At 42.2% G+C, this 14698-nt stretch carries 13 protein-coding genes; 11 read left to right on the top strand and 2 right to left on the bottom strand.

The genetic code is table 11. The features are described from left to right. Positions 1 to 13: 13 nt before the first annotated feature. Entirely contained in the window at positions 14 to 364 is a 351-nt protein-coding gene (gene rbfA / locus IGI69_RS07170) for a 30S ribosome-binding factor RbfA (protein WP_438740215.1), read from the top strand. A 51-nt stretch (positions 365 to 415) separates the two neighbouring features. Here rbfA and IGI69_RS07175 read toward each other — a convergent pair whose 3' ends face one another. Then, the gene (locus tag IGI69_RS07175; RefSeq protein WP_086295208.1) at positions 416 to 994 is read right to left on the bottom strand and encodes a phosphatase PAP2 family protein; all 579 of its coding nucleotides are present in this window, start codon (positions 992 to 994) and stop codon (positions 416 to 418) included. Between the two features lie 122 nt (positions 995 to 1116). On the opposite strand from IGI69_RS07175, the gene truB reads away from it, so the two are divergent. From truB to iadA, 4 genes are all read left to right on the top strand, one after another. After that, on the top strand, positions 1117 to 2043 hold the full coding sequence (gene truB, locus IGI69_RS07180; RefSeq protein WP_086295210.1) for a tRNA pseudouridine(55) synthase TruB: 927 nt from the start codon (positions 1117 to 1119) through the stop codon (positions 2041 to 2043). Between the two features lie 2 nt (positions 2044 to 2045). Next, positions 2046 to 2999 (top strand): riboflavin biosynthesis protein RibF, encoded by a 954-nt coding sequence (gene ribF, locus IGI69_RS07185; protein ID WP_373191964.1) that lies wholly within the window; start codon positions 2046 to 2048, stop codon positions 2997 to 2999. A gap of 239 nt (positions 3000 to 3238) precedes the next feature. Continuing rightward, positions 3239 to 4930: a putative basic amino acid antiporter YfcC gene (gene yfcC / locus IGI69_RS07190; protein WP_438741503.1), complete on the top strand. Its 1692-nt coding sequence runs from the start codon at positions 3239 to 3241 to the stop codon at positions 4928 to 4930. Between the two features lie 30 nt (positions 4931 to 4960). After that, positions 4961 to 6145, top strand: a complete 1185-nt coding sequence (gene iadA, locus IGI69_RS07195) for a beta-aspartyl-peptidase (RefSeq protein ID WP_373191963.1) — start codon at positions 4961 to 4963, stop codon at positions 6143 to 6145. 136 nt (positions 6146 to 6281) lie between these two features. Here iadA and IGI69_RS07200 read toward each other — a convergent pair whose 3' ends face one another. After that, positions 6282 to 7103, bottom strand: coding sequence for an aldo/keto reductase (locus IGI69_RS07200; protein WP_005225931.1), 822 nt, complete (start codon positions 7101 to 7103; stop codon positions 6282 to 6284). Between the two features lie 161 nt (positions 7104 to 7264). On the opposite strand from IGI69_RS07200, the gene IGI69_RS07205 reads away from it, so the two are divergent. From IGI69_RS07205 to dnaJ, 6 genes are all read left to right on the top strand, one after another. Further along, a complete protein-coding gene (locus tag IGI69_RS07205) occupies positions 7265 to 7912 on the top strand; it encodes a hypothetical protein (protein ID WP_438740219.1) in 648 nt (215 codons plus the stop codon). 441 nt (positions 7913 to 8353) lie between these two features. Continuing rightward, positions 8354 to 9544, top strand: a complete 1191-nt coding sequence (gene hemW, locus IGI69_RS07210) for a radical SAM family heme chaperone HemW (RefSeq protein WP_373191961.1) — start codon at positions 8354 to 8356, stop codon at positions 9542 to 9544. 182 nt (positions 9545 to 9726) lie between these two features. Further along, positions 9727 to 10770 carry a heat-inducible transcriptional repressor HrcA gene (gene hrcA / locus IGI69_RS07215; protein WP_087627396.1) on the top strand — a complete coding sequence of 348 codons (1044 nt, stop codon included), beginning with the start codon at positions 9727 to 9729 and terminating at the stop codon, positions 10768 to 10770. 38 nt (positions 10771 to 10808) lie between these two features. Continuing rightward, positions 10809 to 11396: a nucleotide exchange factor GrpE gene (gene grpE / locus IGI69_RS07220; RefSeq protein ID WP_005225935.1), complete on the top strand. Its 588-nt coding sequence runs from the start codon at positions 10809 to 10811 to the stop codon at positions 11394 to 11396. Positions 11397 to 11448: 52 nt separating this feature from the next. Then, positions 11449 to 13278 (top strand): molecular chaperone DnaK, encoded by a 1830-nt coding sequence (gene dnaK, locus IGI69_RS07225; protein WP_005225936.1) that lies wholly within the window; start codon positions 11449 to 11451, stop codon positions 13276 to 13278. 126 nt (positions 13279 to 13404) lie between these two features. Next, complete coding sequence (dnaJ, locus tag IGI69_RS07230; RefSeq protein WP_005225937.1) at positions 13405 to 14574, top strand: molecular chaperone DnaJ; 1170 nt, start codon at positions 13405 to 13407, stop codon at positions 14572 to 14574. The last annotated feature ends 124 nt before the right edge of the window (positions 14575 to 14698 follow it).

Below are 14698 nucleotides of genomic sequence, written 5' to 3' on the forward strand. Positions count from 1 at the left end.
GGAGGCTTTTTGAATGGCTAACTATCGAGATCGCCGAGTGGCGCAAGAAATCTTAAAAGAAGTCAATCAAATTCTTCGTAAAAAAGTTCGTGATCCTCGCGTGCAAGATGTGACGATCACAGATGTACGAGTAACTGGAGATTTACAGCAAGCAACGATCTTTTACAGCACCCTAACGGACTTAGCTTCAGATAAGCAAAAAGCCCAAGCAGGACTGGATAAAGCAACTGGCTTGGTTCGTCGTGAATTAGGTCAAGCGTTAACGCTCTATAAAGTTCCAGAAATCCAATTCGAATTGGATGAATCAGTACAATACGGGAATAAAATTGATGAAATGATTCGCGCATTGCACTCAGAAGAATAAAAAAAAGAGCAGCTTCCAATCGAAGCTGTTCTTTTTTATTTGAAAAGAGCATCAGGTATTCATCAGTAAAGTTACCAGTCCAGCAACACCTGTCCCCAAGAGCCAGCCTCCGATCACATCTGTTAAAAAATGGATCCCTAAGTAGACTCTGCTAAAGCCGATCATAAAGCTTAACAAAACTGCCAGCAGAGTCATCGGAAGGACTGCTGAGGGAACCAATTGTCCAAGATTCAAGGCGATCGTTCCGTACATGGCAGCGGATGTGGCAGCATGGGCACTAGGAAAGCTGTGATCTTTTTCTTCAACTAAACGATGATCAATAGGACGATCTCGTCGGACGATTCGTTTGATCAAGTAAGCAGCTGCTGATACTATGAAGATACTGACTGCTGTTTTTGGTGCAAGATCCGCCCGCGATGATGGAAAGGCAAACAACAGTAAAGCGATCGCAACTGTCGGAAAGGCTTTTCCTAAATTGGTAAAAAAGTGCATCATGCGCGTCAAAGAGGGCGTACGGCTTTGGATGATCTGCAAAGCAAACGCTTCTTCCCAACGCTGCATCGTGCCGAGCTGAATCATGATCAAAAAAATGGCAAATCCAATAAATGACCCTATCGTTAAAACAACCATTTTAGGACCTCCTTATATGCTTAGTTTATCATGTAATGAGAAAGAGCGAAAAGGATTTTGTCGTGCAATGAATTTTTTTTATATGTTATAATAAGCAAGTTGAAGTGAAATGGAGGAATACGATGGACGGGATTTTACCATTATGGAAAGAGCGTGGACAAACAAGTCACGACTGCGTGTTTAAATTACGAAAAATATTAAAGACAAAAAAAATCGGACACAGCGGCACACTAGATCCTGACGTGGATGGTGTCTTGCCCATTTGTATCGGAAAAGGAACGAAGATCGTCGAATACTTGGTTGATTCTGGAAAAGTCTACACCGGGGAAATCACTTTGGGCTTCAGTACCACTACAGAAGATCGGTCGGGGGATATCGTTGAACAACAAGCACTAACTCGTCCTTTTACGAAGGAAGAGATCGATCAGGCAATGAAACAGTTGACGGGGACGATTACCCAGATCCCGCCGATGTATTCGGCGGTCAAAGTCAATGGCAAACGACTTTACGAATATGCTCGTAACAATGAAAGTGTCGAGCGGCCACAGCGCAAAGCAGAAATTTATTCCTTTGAACGAATTTCAGAGCCGATTATTCATGAGGACAATACGCAAAGCTGGCGTTTTGAAGTTTCTTGTGGAAAAGGGACTTATGTTCGCACGTTAGCGGTCGACACAGGGAAATTGCTGGGTGTACCCGCGCATATGTCTGATTTGACTCGCCTAAAAAGCGGTGGTTTTTCAAAAGAACAATCCTACACGATTGCAGAGGTGCAAAAGGCAGTCGATGAACAACGTGTTTCGGAACTACTACTACCTTTAGAATACGGGGTATCAGAATTTCTTCAAGTGACGATCGATGCAGACCTCTGGCAGAAAGTAAAAAATGGCATGCGTTTGCCCTTCAGCGCGTTTGGATTACCAAAGCGCCCAGAGGAATTAGTGGCGATTTTTTATCGAGAACAATTGATCAGTATCTATAAAGCTCATGACAAATACCAGGATATGATGAAACCGGTAAAAGTCATCCGTACAGAAATAGGAGAATGAATATGGAAATCATTGAAATAAGACACCCTTATGATCACGCAGCGATTCCTGATGAGGAGATCGTCTTAGTTTTAGGCTTTTTCGATGGCGTGCATTTAGGTCATCAAAAAGTCATTGAAACAGGACGAAAGATTGCAGAGGAGAAAGGGTTAAAATTGGCGTTGATGACCTTTAATCAGCATCCCTCGATCGTTTTTCAAAAGGTTGATCCTGAAAAAATGCAATACCTGACCAGTTTGCCGCAAAAAGAAGCGCATATGGAACAACTTGGGGTAAATATTCTTTATATCATTGAATTTACTTCTGCTTTTGCAAATTTGGCACCGCAAGTATTTGTAGATGAATACATGATCGGACTGCATGCAAAAGTTGTTGTTGCAGGTTTTGACTATACCTATGGCAAGAAGGAAATTGCCAACATGGCGCTTTTGCCAACCTATGCAGAAGGACGTTTTGAAGTCGTGACTGTCGCGCAAGAATCGTTTCATGAGGAAAAGGTCAGCTCCACACGCATTCGCTCTGCACTACAAAATGGCGATATGGCGCAAGTCAATCGCTTGTTAGGGTATATTTATGAATTTGAAGGAACGGTCGTTCACGGAGATGCTAGAGGACGAGAACTTGGGTTTCCAACCGCAAATATCAAAGTGAAGAGCACCGTTCGGTTGCCAAAAGAAGGCGTCTATGTGACGGAAATCAAAGTTGGTGACAAGTGGTATCCATCGATGGGATCGATTGGTCACAATGATACGTTTGGTCAAGGTCGCCAGTTAACAGTTGAGATTTATATTCTCGATTTTCACCAAGATATCTATGGTGAAACCGTGGCGATCCGTTGGCATCATTTCTTACGTGATCAAGTCGCTTTCAATGGCGCACAAGCGTTGATCGAGCAATTAAAGCAAGATGAACGAGACACTGAAGTTTATTTTGATGGGCTTTCTGAAGAAAAGTAAGCATTCGTAGTGAAAAGAAGCGTTTCTGGCTTCTTTTCACTTTTTCTTTTTCTCTCTTTTTATAACGTAGTTTATTTGAATTCTAATGCTTTCCCCATGAGGAAAAAACGTTTTTTCGATATACTAAAAAATAGGCTAAAATGATAATTTATGCAGTACGCTGCAAAGGGAAAGGGAGAGAAAAAGTGACAATTGGAAAAAAAGCGAAAAAGGGGAAAGAAAAGAAAGATTTAACCAAAATGAAAACGCCGCATACGTATGTCATCATTTTTGGGGTTGTGCTGTTGGCATGGTTGCTGACTTTCTTAGTTCCTGCTGGGAAATTTAGTACACAAGAAATCGAGTATACCGATGCAAATGGGGACATAAGTACCAGAACGGTCTTGATGCAAGATTCGTTTCGTTATGCCTACCCGTTAGATAACGAATACGTCTATCAACAGTTGAATCAATTGGAAGAGGATCCACAAGAGTTGGCAGAATTAGATGTCGATCCTGAGGCTTTAGCAGCTGTTCTAGCTGAAGGTCCTAAAGAGTTGTCCCAGAGTCAATTAGATGAGGTCGGGCTAACGGATGACACCCTTTACAGCCTTTATGGCGAAAAGATTTATGATACTTCAGAAAAACTGCACAAAACAGCCAAGGTTTGGGGAACCGATGACTTTGGCGGTTTCGGCTTTTTAAATTTTGTTTTTGAAGGGTTGGTTTCTGGCGACAAATACGGCTCAGCAGTTGGGATTGCAGCACTGATTTTAGTGGTTGGTGGTGCATTTGGTATTATCATGCAAACGGGAGCGATCGATGCGGGGATCTTTGCATTTATCAGCAAAACTCGTGGATTAGAACGCTTGGCATTGCCGCTGTTGTTCTTTGCTTTTTCATTTGGGGGCGCTACCTTTGGGATGGCAGAAGAAGTCATTCCGTTTTCGATGGTCATGGTGCCTTTCGTGATCGCATTGGGGTATGATTCGATCGTGGCGGTCACCGTCACCTATGTCGCCTCCCAGATTGGAAATGCCACCTCGTGGATGAGTCCGTTTAGTGTGGCAGTAGCTCAAGGGATCGCAGGTATTCCCGTTCTTTCAGGCGCAACGTTCCGAATCATCATGTGGGTCGTGGTTACCGCACTATCCGCAGGGTACCTCATGATCTATGCCGAAAGAATTCGCAAGAATCCTGAGAAATCGCTAACGTATCAATCGGATGCGTATTTTAGAAATCATCTTGAAAAAACCTCCAGTGAGCAAAAACCATTTTTATTAGGTCATAAATTGATCTTGGTTGAAATGCTGGCGGTTTTGATCTGGATCGTATGGGGTGTGACGCAGAAAGGCTACTATATTCCCGAGATTGCTTCTCAATTCTTTGTTATGGGCTTAGGGGCAGGAATCATAGCGGTTCTTTTCAAATTAGAAAATATGGGCTTGAATGATGTGGCGAGTGCCTTTCAATCAGGGGCCTCAGAATTGGCAGGAACTGCAATCGTTGTAGGGATGGCCAAAGGGATTCTTCTGGTTCTCGGCGGTTCTGATGCCAATGTGCCATCAGCGTTGAATACGATTTTGCACAGCATCGGCGGTTTGTTAAGCAATGTTCCAGCTTTTATTGGTGCCTGGTTCATGTACATTTTCCAAAGCTTCTTCAATTTGATCGTGACTTCAAATTCAGGTCAAGCTGCATTGACCATGCCGATCATGGCGCCATTAGCTGATCTTTTGGGAGTTTCAAGACAGATCGCTGTATTGGCTTATCAATTAGGCTCAGGCTTCATGGATGCTTTCACTCCAGTATCGGCAAGTCTGATCGGTGTGCTAGGTGTCGCAAGAATCGAATGGGTGAAATGGGCGAAATTCCAGATCAAAATGCAAGGGTTCTTATTTGTATTAGGAACGATCTTCATCTTTATTGCGGTCGCGATCGGCTTGCAATAAGAAGCAATCAGACACAAGGAGGAAGCACTCATGAAGGTGATACGACAAGCAGAGGTTTACACGCCTGACTATTTAGGAAAAAAAGATATTCTATTAAGCGAAGACAAGATCATTGCTATTGAAGATTCGATCGAAGGAGGATTCTCAGGGGTTCCTCTTGAAGAAATCGATGGCACAGGGTTACTCGCTGTGCCCGGCTTTATTGACTGCCACTTTCATATCTTAGGAGGTGGCGGGGAAGGCGGCTTTCAGAACCGGACACCAGAAGTGAAATTGTCTCAGCTGACCTCTGCGGGGGTAACGACAGTGGTTGGCTGTTTGGGTACTGACGGAGTAGGCAGAGATATGACTGCCTTGATCAGTAAGGCCCGTGGACTAGAGGCAGAAGGCATCACGACGTACTTGTATGACGGTTCTTATCGATTGCCATTGACTCCGGTCACCGATTCTATCATTCAAGATTTTTTGACTATTGACAAAATCATTGGTATCGGTGAAATTGCCGTTTCTGACCATCGTTCTTCACAACCGAGTTTCGAAGAATTTACCCGCGCGGTGGCGGATGCCCGTGTTGGTGGGATGCTCTCTGGAAAAGCAGGCATCGTAAACGTCCACTTAGGTGGAGGAAAGAGAAAATATGAGCTGCTTTTACGAACTATCGAAGAAACAGAGATTCCAATCAGCCAATTTTTACCGACACATGCCAATCGGACTAGCGAGCTTTTCGAAGCAAGTATTGCTTTTGCAAAAATGGGTGGAACGATTGATTTTACGGCGAGTGAGGATCCTGATTTCTGGGAAAAAGAAGACGATGAGGTTCGCTTCAGTAAAGGACTGAAGCGTTTGTTAGCAGAAGGGATCGGGCTGGATCAATTTACCATGACCTCTGATGGGCAAGGCAGCCTCCCGTACTTTGATGAAAACAATCAATTCATAGGTCTGGGTGTCGGTAGTTCGCGAGCGCTGATGGTAGGCATTAAAGAAGCAGTCCAAAAAGAGCAGATTCCATTGGAGATCGCCATTCGAGCAATCACTTCTAATCCAGCGAAAGTATTGAAGCTTGATCAAAAGGGACGTCTTGCAGCAGGGATGGATGCTGATATTTGCTTGCTGAACAAAGAATCATTAACAGTAGAAACGGTTCTAGCGAAAGGCAGAACGATGGTAGAAAAACAAGAAGTAAAAGTGTGGGGTACCTTTGAGCAACTAACATAAGAAGATTCCAGCTTTGACAAACTAAGAAACGGTTGTTTTTCTAAACAGAGTTTTAGAACAAAATAAGCAGCCCGATCCATGACCAGCATTTACTGGACTTGATCGGACTGCTTTTTTCAATTAAACGCAAGCATTCTTAAGCTTGCAACGCATCCAATTTCTTCATGTCTTCTTCAGAAATTTCAAAGTCAACTTTGGCATTGTCAGAAATGTATTCTTCATGAACGGATTTTGGCAATGGCAGAATGTCTTTTTGTAGCAAGTAACGAATTGAAAGTTGTGGAATAGATTTTCCATAAGCTTCCGCAATCGTCTTCACTGCATCGTTATCGAGTAAACGACCGGTGGCGATTGGAGAATAGCCTTCCACTAAAATTTCGTGGTCTTTACAAAATGCCAATAACTCTTCATTTGTGCGTCCAATATGGTAAACAAACTGGTTGACCATCGGTTTCACATCGCAATGATCAAAAATATTCTGTAAATCTTTTTGATCGAAGTTGGAAACACCAATTGATTTTACTTTCCCACTTAAGTAGGCTTCTTCTAATGCTTTCCAAACATCGATGTTTTCAAGATAAAAATCTTTGTTTTCTGGATTGTTTCCCATGATTTTCCAAGGACGAGGGGCGTGGATCAAAATCAAATCGATATACCCTAAGTCAAGTTTTTTTAGAGAAGCATCAATGCTATCAACCGCTTCTTGGTAGGTCTTCAACTCAGCAGGTACTTTCGTGGTAACAAAAATTTCTTCGCGGGCAACGCCTGAATCGCGCACAGCTTTCCCAACCGCTTCTTCGTTTTTGTATGCTGCCGCTGTATCGACATGTCGATAACCGTTTTGAATGGCAAATTTTGTGGCGTTGTAAGCATCTTCTGGAGAAGATTGCCAGGTTCCAAGGCCAATCTTAGGAATCGTCAGTTTGTTCTGCAAGGTAAATGTTTCTTGTAATATCACGTATCTCAACCTACTTTCATCGCTTTTTTTGTTACATCTTCCATTATAAAACGTTTTCTTGTTTGAAACAAATCAGACGCTGAAACTTTTTCGGTAAATTGACTTTCAAAAGGATCTTTGATACATTATCAGCAACCTAAACGCAGAAAGATGTGGAAAAAATGGATTTTGTAAAAGAAGATTTTGCCTATTATCGGCGCTCTTTTGAATTGATGTATCGCAGTTATTTCCGTAGAAGAATGATTGCCCTGGGTGTGGCGATTTTGATTATGTTAGGTTATTTATTTTTGTTACAAGAAAGTTTGCTTTTAAATATCATCTTGCTAGGTATTTTGCTAGGGATGATGGCGTGGCTGGTTTCACTTTCTCAGAAAGCGAGTGAGGTCGTACGTGCTTTTGAAGAAGAAAATCAGGTGCCGCAAATTCATCAACTGACAGAATTCGAGGATCATTATGCGTTCCCAATGAACGATGGAACAACGATGCGCGTGAAGAAAAACGGCAATCGCAATTTCCCTTCCAATAATAAACAGTACACGTTGATGGCAGGCTATAAAAAAGTTTTCTTTGTGCAACAACCCTTGATGATTTTTTACTATGACCTCTTGGAAATGAAATATGATGAAGCGTATCGTTTGAAACGAAATCGCCAAAACGGGTTCAATCGTTGGTCGCGTTATTTCAGCTTTCGCTCCTTTAAGGGATCGATCGGCAATGTTTTTCAATTCTTGCTGGGAAATATTTTCTTCTTATTTATTGCGTATCGGTTGATCCGCTATCTGATCGATATTTTGCTGCACATTCTATAACGGTCGCCAAGGGGATGATTCTCATCGTTTTCATAGACTGGTGAAAAAGATGATAGGACTTAATTTTTTAAAAAAGGTATACTTAAGTCAGATAAGACAAGCAATTGTCTTTCAAGAATAAGAGTCCTGCTCTTGTTAAGTAAGCCGTCAGCAACAGCTTATCTATTGTGGCGCTAACAGTTTGGGGGAAGTGTTAGTTCTTGTAACAAACAGATTTTTTTCTGGGTGGGATAAGAACAAAAGCGGTATTTTACCGTACTTAATAAGAGTAGTGCTCTTAATTTTTGCTATGACTATTTGAAGACATCACTTCTTGGAAGTGGTGTTTTTTCTTGCCCAAAATAGTCCAAGTGATAGGAGAATTCTAAGAACTATGCTACAATGAGTGCCGATGCTCTCAGCGATGGGAGTAAAAAGAAGGTAGAGGAGAATCACTTAGGAATGCCTGAAGGTCAAACAATAAACGATCCATCTACAAAAAGCGCGCAAAATATTTCTGCGTATATACATATACCATTCTGTGAACATATCTGCTATTACTGTGACTTCAACAAAGTGTTTTTAGAAGGGCAGCCAGTGGATGAGTACATCGAAGCGTTACTAAAAGAAATTGAGCTGACCCTCTTGCGTCAGCCTATCAATGAGGCGGAAACAATTTATATCGGCGGCGGGACGCCAACGTCGCTTTCGGCGAACCAGCTGGATCGATTGCTTTCAGGTGTGCATGAATTGCTGCCGACCCACACAACCAAAGAGTTTACCATGGAAGCAAATCCTGGTGATTTGAGTGAAGAAAAAATGCTGGTTTTGAAAAACCATCAAGTCACTCGCTTGTCGATGGGGGTCCAAACCTTTGATAATCGCTTGCTTAAAAAAATTGGCCGCAAGCATACCGCTGAAGATGTTTATTCAACCATTCAGCTGCTGGAAAAACATGATTTTCAGAATGTGACGATCGATTTGATTTATGCACTTCCGGGACAAAGCATAGAAAGCTTCCGTGATACACTGACGCGAGCGATTGATCTCGGGTTGCCTCACTATGCGATGTATTCCTTGATTTTAGAAAACAAAACCATGTTTATGAACTGGGTTCGCCAAGGCAGAATGGCGCTGCCTTCTCAAGAAGCTGAAACGCAGATGTTTGATGAGGCGATCGCCGCGATGACAAAAGCTGGCTTGAATCAATATGAAATCAGTAATTTTGCACGACCAGGGTATGAGTCCTTGCATAATCTAGTGTATTGGAACAATGAACATTATTTTGGATTTGGGGCAGGCGCCAGCGGGTATCTTGGACAGACCCGCTACAAGAATAAAGGTCCAATCCAGCATTATTTGAAACCATTACAGGAAAATCAATTGCCAATCCATGAAACCGAAGAACTGACAACCAGTAATCAAATGGAAGAGGAACTGTTTTTAGGCCTTCGTAAAAAGGCTGGCATTTCAAAAATACGCTTTGCAGAAAAATTCGGGAAGTCTTTTCAGGAAATCTATGGTTCAACTAGCGAACAGTTGATTCAACAAGGCTGGTTGGCTAGTCAAGGTGATCGTGTCTTTTTAACGAAAGCTGGGATGTTCATTGGCAACGAAGTGTTTGAAGCATTTCTCTTGGATGGAGAAAAATAAGAAAGAACAAGGAAGAAAAGTAGCCATTTCGCGCTGCTTCTTTTTTTGATTTCTTTTTTAGCACTCTCTTAGAAAGAGTGCTAAAAAAGTGATGCAAATACTTGACATTCCTAGCAAATATGGTATATTTATAATCGTGTTAGCACTTAATAGGAATGAGTGCTAACGGAGGAGTGGATAAAATGTTGACACCTAGACAACAAATGATTTTACACCTCATCATCCAAAACTATACGAATACTGGTCAGCCCACGGGCTCGAAGCGATTGATGGAAGATGGGGTTGAAGCTAGCTCTGCCACCATTCGTAATGAGATGAAGGCGCTGGAAGAAGCTGGACTTCTGCTAAAAACACATTCATCTTCAGGGCGTGTGCCATCAATAAAAGGGTATCGCTATTACGTTGATCACTTATTGAAGCCATCTGAAGTTGACCAAAACGAAATTCAAACCATTCGTCATTCTTTTGGAAAAGATTTTCATGAAATCAATGAAATCATCCAGCAGTCTGCCACGATCTTGTCCAACTTGACTAGCTATACAGCGTTGTCTCTCGGACCAGATATGAAGGAAAGGAAATTGACGGGCTTTCGAATCGTCCCTTTGAATGCACGACAGATCATCGCGATCATCGTGACGGATAAAGGAAATGTCGAAAATCAAGTCTTTGCTCTTCCTGAATCGATGAGCAGCGAAGATTTGGAAAAAATGGTAAGGATCATCAACGACAAATTGATCGGTGAACCTCTAATGACGGTCTACCATCGATTAAGAACCGAGATTCCTATGATTCTGCATAAGTATTTTCAAACGACTGACGGAATCGTTGATCTCTTTGATACGATGCTGAGCCATATTTTTGAAGAAAAAATCTTCGTCGGCGGGCGAATGAATCTTCTGGATTTTGAACCGACGCAAGATGTTAGTCAGTTCAAATCGATGTATTCATTTATGAAAAACGCAGATCAGCTGACACAGCTGCTGGCGCCAAGAGATTCTGCGATTCAAATCAGAATCGGCTCTGAGCTTGGCAACGACTTGTTACAAAATATGAGTTTGATCCAAGCCAGCTATGAAATCGAAGGTCATGGACAAGGAACGATCGCTTTATTAGGTCCATCAAGTATGCCGTATTCACGGATGTTTGGATTGATGGAAGTTTTTCGAGGCGAGTTAGCAAAAAAATTGGCCGATTATTATCGCGCATTGGACGCTGCCAATGAATAAGCGGCAATGAAACAAATCGTAGAAGGGATGGTTGAAACGTGACGGAAAAAGAAGAGCGTTTAGATGAAGAATTAGATAAAACTGCTGAAGAAACCGCAGAAACAACTGAATCTTCAAATGAATCAACTGAAACTGAAGCACAGACTCCTCAACCAGAGGAAGAAGCAGTGGAAAAAAGCGAATTGGAACTTTTGCAAGAAAAGAATAACGAATTGGAAGATCAATTCCTGCGTGCTCGTGCAGAGATCGCAAATATCACTTCACGTAACCGCAACGAGCGGGAACTTTTACAAAAATACCGCTCGCAAGATCTTGGCAAAAAACTGTTGCCAGCAATCGACAATTTGGAACGAGCGATGGCAGCAGATGTCGATCAAGACCAAGCTGCGAATTTGAAAAAAGGCGTTGAAATGGTTCTTGAAAGTCTGCGTCAAGCCTTAAAAGAAGAGGGAATCGAAGAGATTCCTGCTGAAGGTGCAATGTTCGATCCGAACTTGCATCAAGCGGTGCAGACTGTACCTGCCTCTGATGAAACACCGGCAGACACAATCGTTACTGTCTTGCAAAAAGGGTATAAATTGCATGATCGTGTCTTGCGTGCAAGCATGGTCATCGTTGCACAATAGTTCTTTCTATCTATAAGTAGATGTTTAAATTAAAAAAGGGAGTGTATTACTTATGAGTAAAATTATCGGTATCGACTTAGGAACAACAAACTCAGCTGTTGCTGTCCTTGAAGGTGGCGAAGCAAAAATCATTACGAATCCAGAAGGGAACCGTACCACACCTTCTGTTGTCTCATTCAAAAACGGTGAGATCCAAGTAGGGGAAGTTGCAAAACGCCAAGCAGTAACAAACCCGAATACGATTTCTTCTATTAAACGCCATATGGGTGAAGCTGGATACAAAGTAGAAGTTGAAGGCAAATCTTACACACCACAAGAAGTTTCCGCAATGGTTCTTCAATACATCAAAGGATTTGCCGAAGACTATTTAGGTGAAAAAGTTGAAAAAGCAGTCATTACTGTTCCTGCATACTTCAACGATGCGCAACGTCAAGCAACCAAAGATGCTGGTAAAATTGCCGGTCTTGAAGTAGAACGGATCGTCAACGAACCAACTGCTGCAGCTTTAGCTTATGGATTAGATAAAACAGATAAAGATGAAAAAATCCTAGTCTTTGACTTAGGTGGCGGTACTTTCGACGTATCGATCCTTGAATTAGGGGATGGCGTCTTTGACGTATTATCAACTGCTGGGGACAACAACCTAGGTGGGGATGACTTTGATAACAAAATCATCGATCACATGGTAGCAGAATTCAAAAAAGAAAACGGCATTGATCTTGGAAAAGATAAAATGGCCTTGCAACGTTTGAAAGATGCTGCTGAAAAAGCGAAAAAAGACTTGTCAGGTGTAACAAGTACTCAAATCAGCTTGCCATTTATCACAGCTGGTGATGCTGGTCCATTGCACTTGGAAATGACCTTGACTCGTGCGAAATTCGATGAATTGACCGCAGACCTAGTCGAACGGACAAAAATTCCAGTACGTCAAGCTTTGAAAGATGCTGGCTTATCACAATCAGAAATCGATGAAGTCATCTTAGTTGGTGGTTCAACACGTATTCCAGCAGTAGTTGATGCTGTTCGTAAAGAAACCAATAAAGAACCAAACAAATCAGTAAACCCAGATGAAGTGGTAGCGATGGGTGCTGCGATCCAAGGTGGCGTGATCACAGGTGATGTGAAAGATGTCGTCTTACTAGACGTTACACCATTATCATTAGGTATCGAAACAATGGGTGCCGTCTTCACAAAACTGATCGATCGTAACACAACGATCCCTACAAGTAAATCACAAGTCTTCTCAACTGCAGCAGACAATCAACCAGCCGTTGATATCCATGTCTTGCAAGGAGAACGCCCAATGGCAGCTGACAACAAAACATTAGGTAGATTCCAATTGACGGATATTCCACCAGCACCTCGTGGCATCCCTCAAATCGAAGTAACATTTGATATTGATAAAAATGGGATCGTCAATGTTTCTGCAAAAGATTTAGGTACACAAAAAGAACAAAAAATCACGATCAAATCATCTTCAGGTTTATCAGATGAAGAAATCGAACGCATGGTAAAAGATGCTGAAGCAAACGCTGAAGCCGACAAACAACGCAAAGAAGAAGTTGATCTACGCAATGACGTCGATGCTTTGTTGTTCACTGTTGATAAAACATTGAAAGAGCTTGAAGGCAAAGTGGATGCAGACGAAGTCAAAAAAGCGGAAGAAGCTCGTGATGAGTTGAAAGCTGCACTTGAAGCAAACAACTTAGAAGAAATGAAAACGAAACGTGATGCTTTGAATGAAATCGTACAAAACTTAACTGTTAAGTTATACGAACAAGCAGCACAACAACAAGCACAAGAAAATCCAGAAGCTGCACAAGGCGGCGCAGACGATGTGGTTGACGCCGACTTTGAAGAAGTAGACGGTGACGATAAATAATCGCTGTTTGTGAAAAAGCCAAAGTCACCGCTTTGGCTTTTTCTTATGAATTTGCGAAACGTATTTTTCTAGAGCGAATTATATGCTAAAATACGAGAGACGCAAGAATATAGTGGAGGGAAGCCAATGGCAGACAAAAGAGATTATTATGAGGTCTTAGGTCTACAAAAAGGGGCTTCGGATGACGAAATCAAAAAAGCTTATCGTAAGCTTTCAAAACAATATCATCCAGACATCAATAAAGAACCTGATGCAGAAGCAAAGTTTAAAGAGATTTCTGAGGCCTATGAAATATTAAGTGATTCCCAAAAAAGAGCTGCTTATGACCAGTATGGTCATGCTGGTACCGATCCGAACTACGGAGGCGGTTATGGCGGTGGATTCGGCGGCTTTAACAGTGGCGGATTCTCCGGTGGCGGTTTTGGTGGATTTGAAGACATTTTCGAATCGTTTTTCGGTGGTGGAGGCGGCAGAGCAGCCAATCCTAATGCACCTCGACAAGGAGCGGACTTGCAATATGCGGTTGATCTTTCCTTTGAAGAAGCGATTTTCGGAGTGGAAAAAACTGTTCAATACAATCGTGAAGAAACCTGTCATACCTGCGGTGGGAACGGGGCAAAACCAGGTACTTCACCAGAAACCTGTCATAAATGTCATGGTGCAGGTACCATCAATGTTGAACGTCAAACACCGCTTGGTCGTGTGATGAGCCGTCAAACCTGTGATGTTTGTCATGGAACTGGGAAAGAAATCAAAGAACCATGTACAACATGTCATGGTACTGGCCATGAAAAGAAAAAACACAGTGTGAAAGTCAACGTACCTGCAGGTGTCGAAGATGGACAACAAATGCGCTTGTCTGGTCAAGGAGAAGCTGGCACCAATGGTGGTCCTTATGGTGATCTGTACGTTGTTTTCCGAGTGGAAGAAAGTGATATTTTTGACCGTGATGGGTCGGAAATTTATTACGAACTGCCGTTAAACTTTGTCCAAGCTGCTTTAGGCGACGAAGTCAATGTACCAACGGTTCATGGGAATGTGAAATTAAAAATTCCAGCTGGTACGCAAACAGGCACAAACTTCCGCTTACGCGGCAAGGGAGCCCCTCGCTTACGGGGAGGCGGCAATGGCGATCAACAGGTCAAAGTGAAGCTGATCACACCTAAGAACTTAAATGAGGAACAAAAAGAGGCATTGCGGGCTTATGCAAAAGCCAGTGGCCATGAAACGAACGAACAACAACCAGAAGGATTTTTTGATAAAATGAAAGATGCTTTTGGTGGGAAAAAGAAATAACCATGAAAAAATCCAACTCATGCCCTTATAAAACCATCCGTTTTATAAGGGCATGAGTGTTTGTATGGCTATAAATGTGCAGTATGGGCAAGAATCGAATCTTCTTGGCCATCTTTTTTTCTTT

The organism is Enterococcus sp. DIV1083b (assembly GCF_051713705.1).
Lineage (GTDB): Bacteria > Bacillota > Bacilli > Lactobacillales > Enterococcaceae > Enterococcus_D > Enterococcus_D casseliflavus.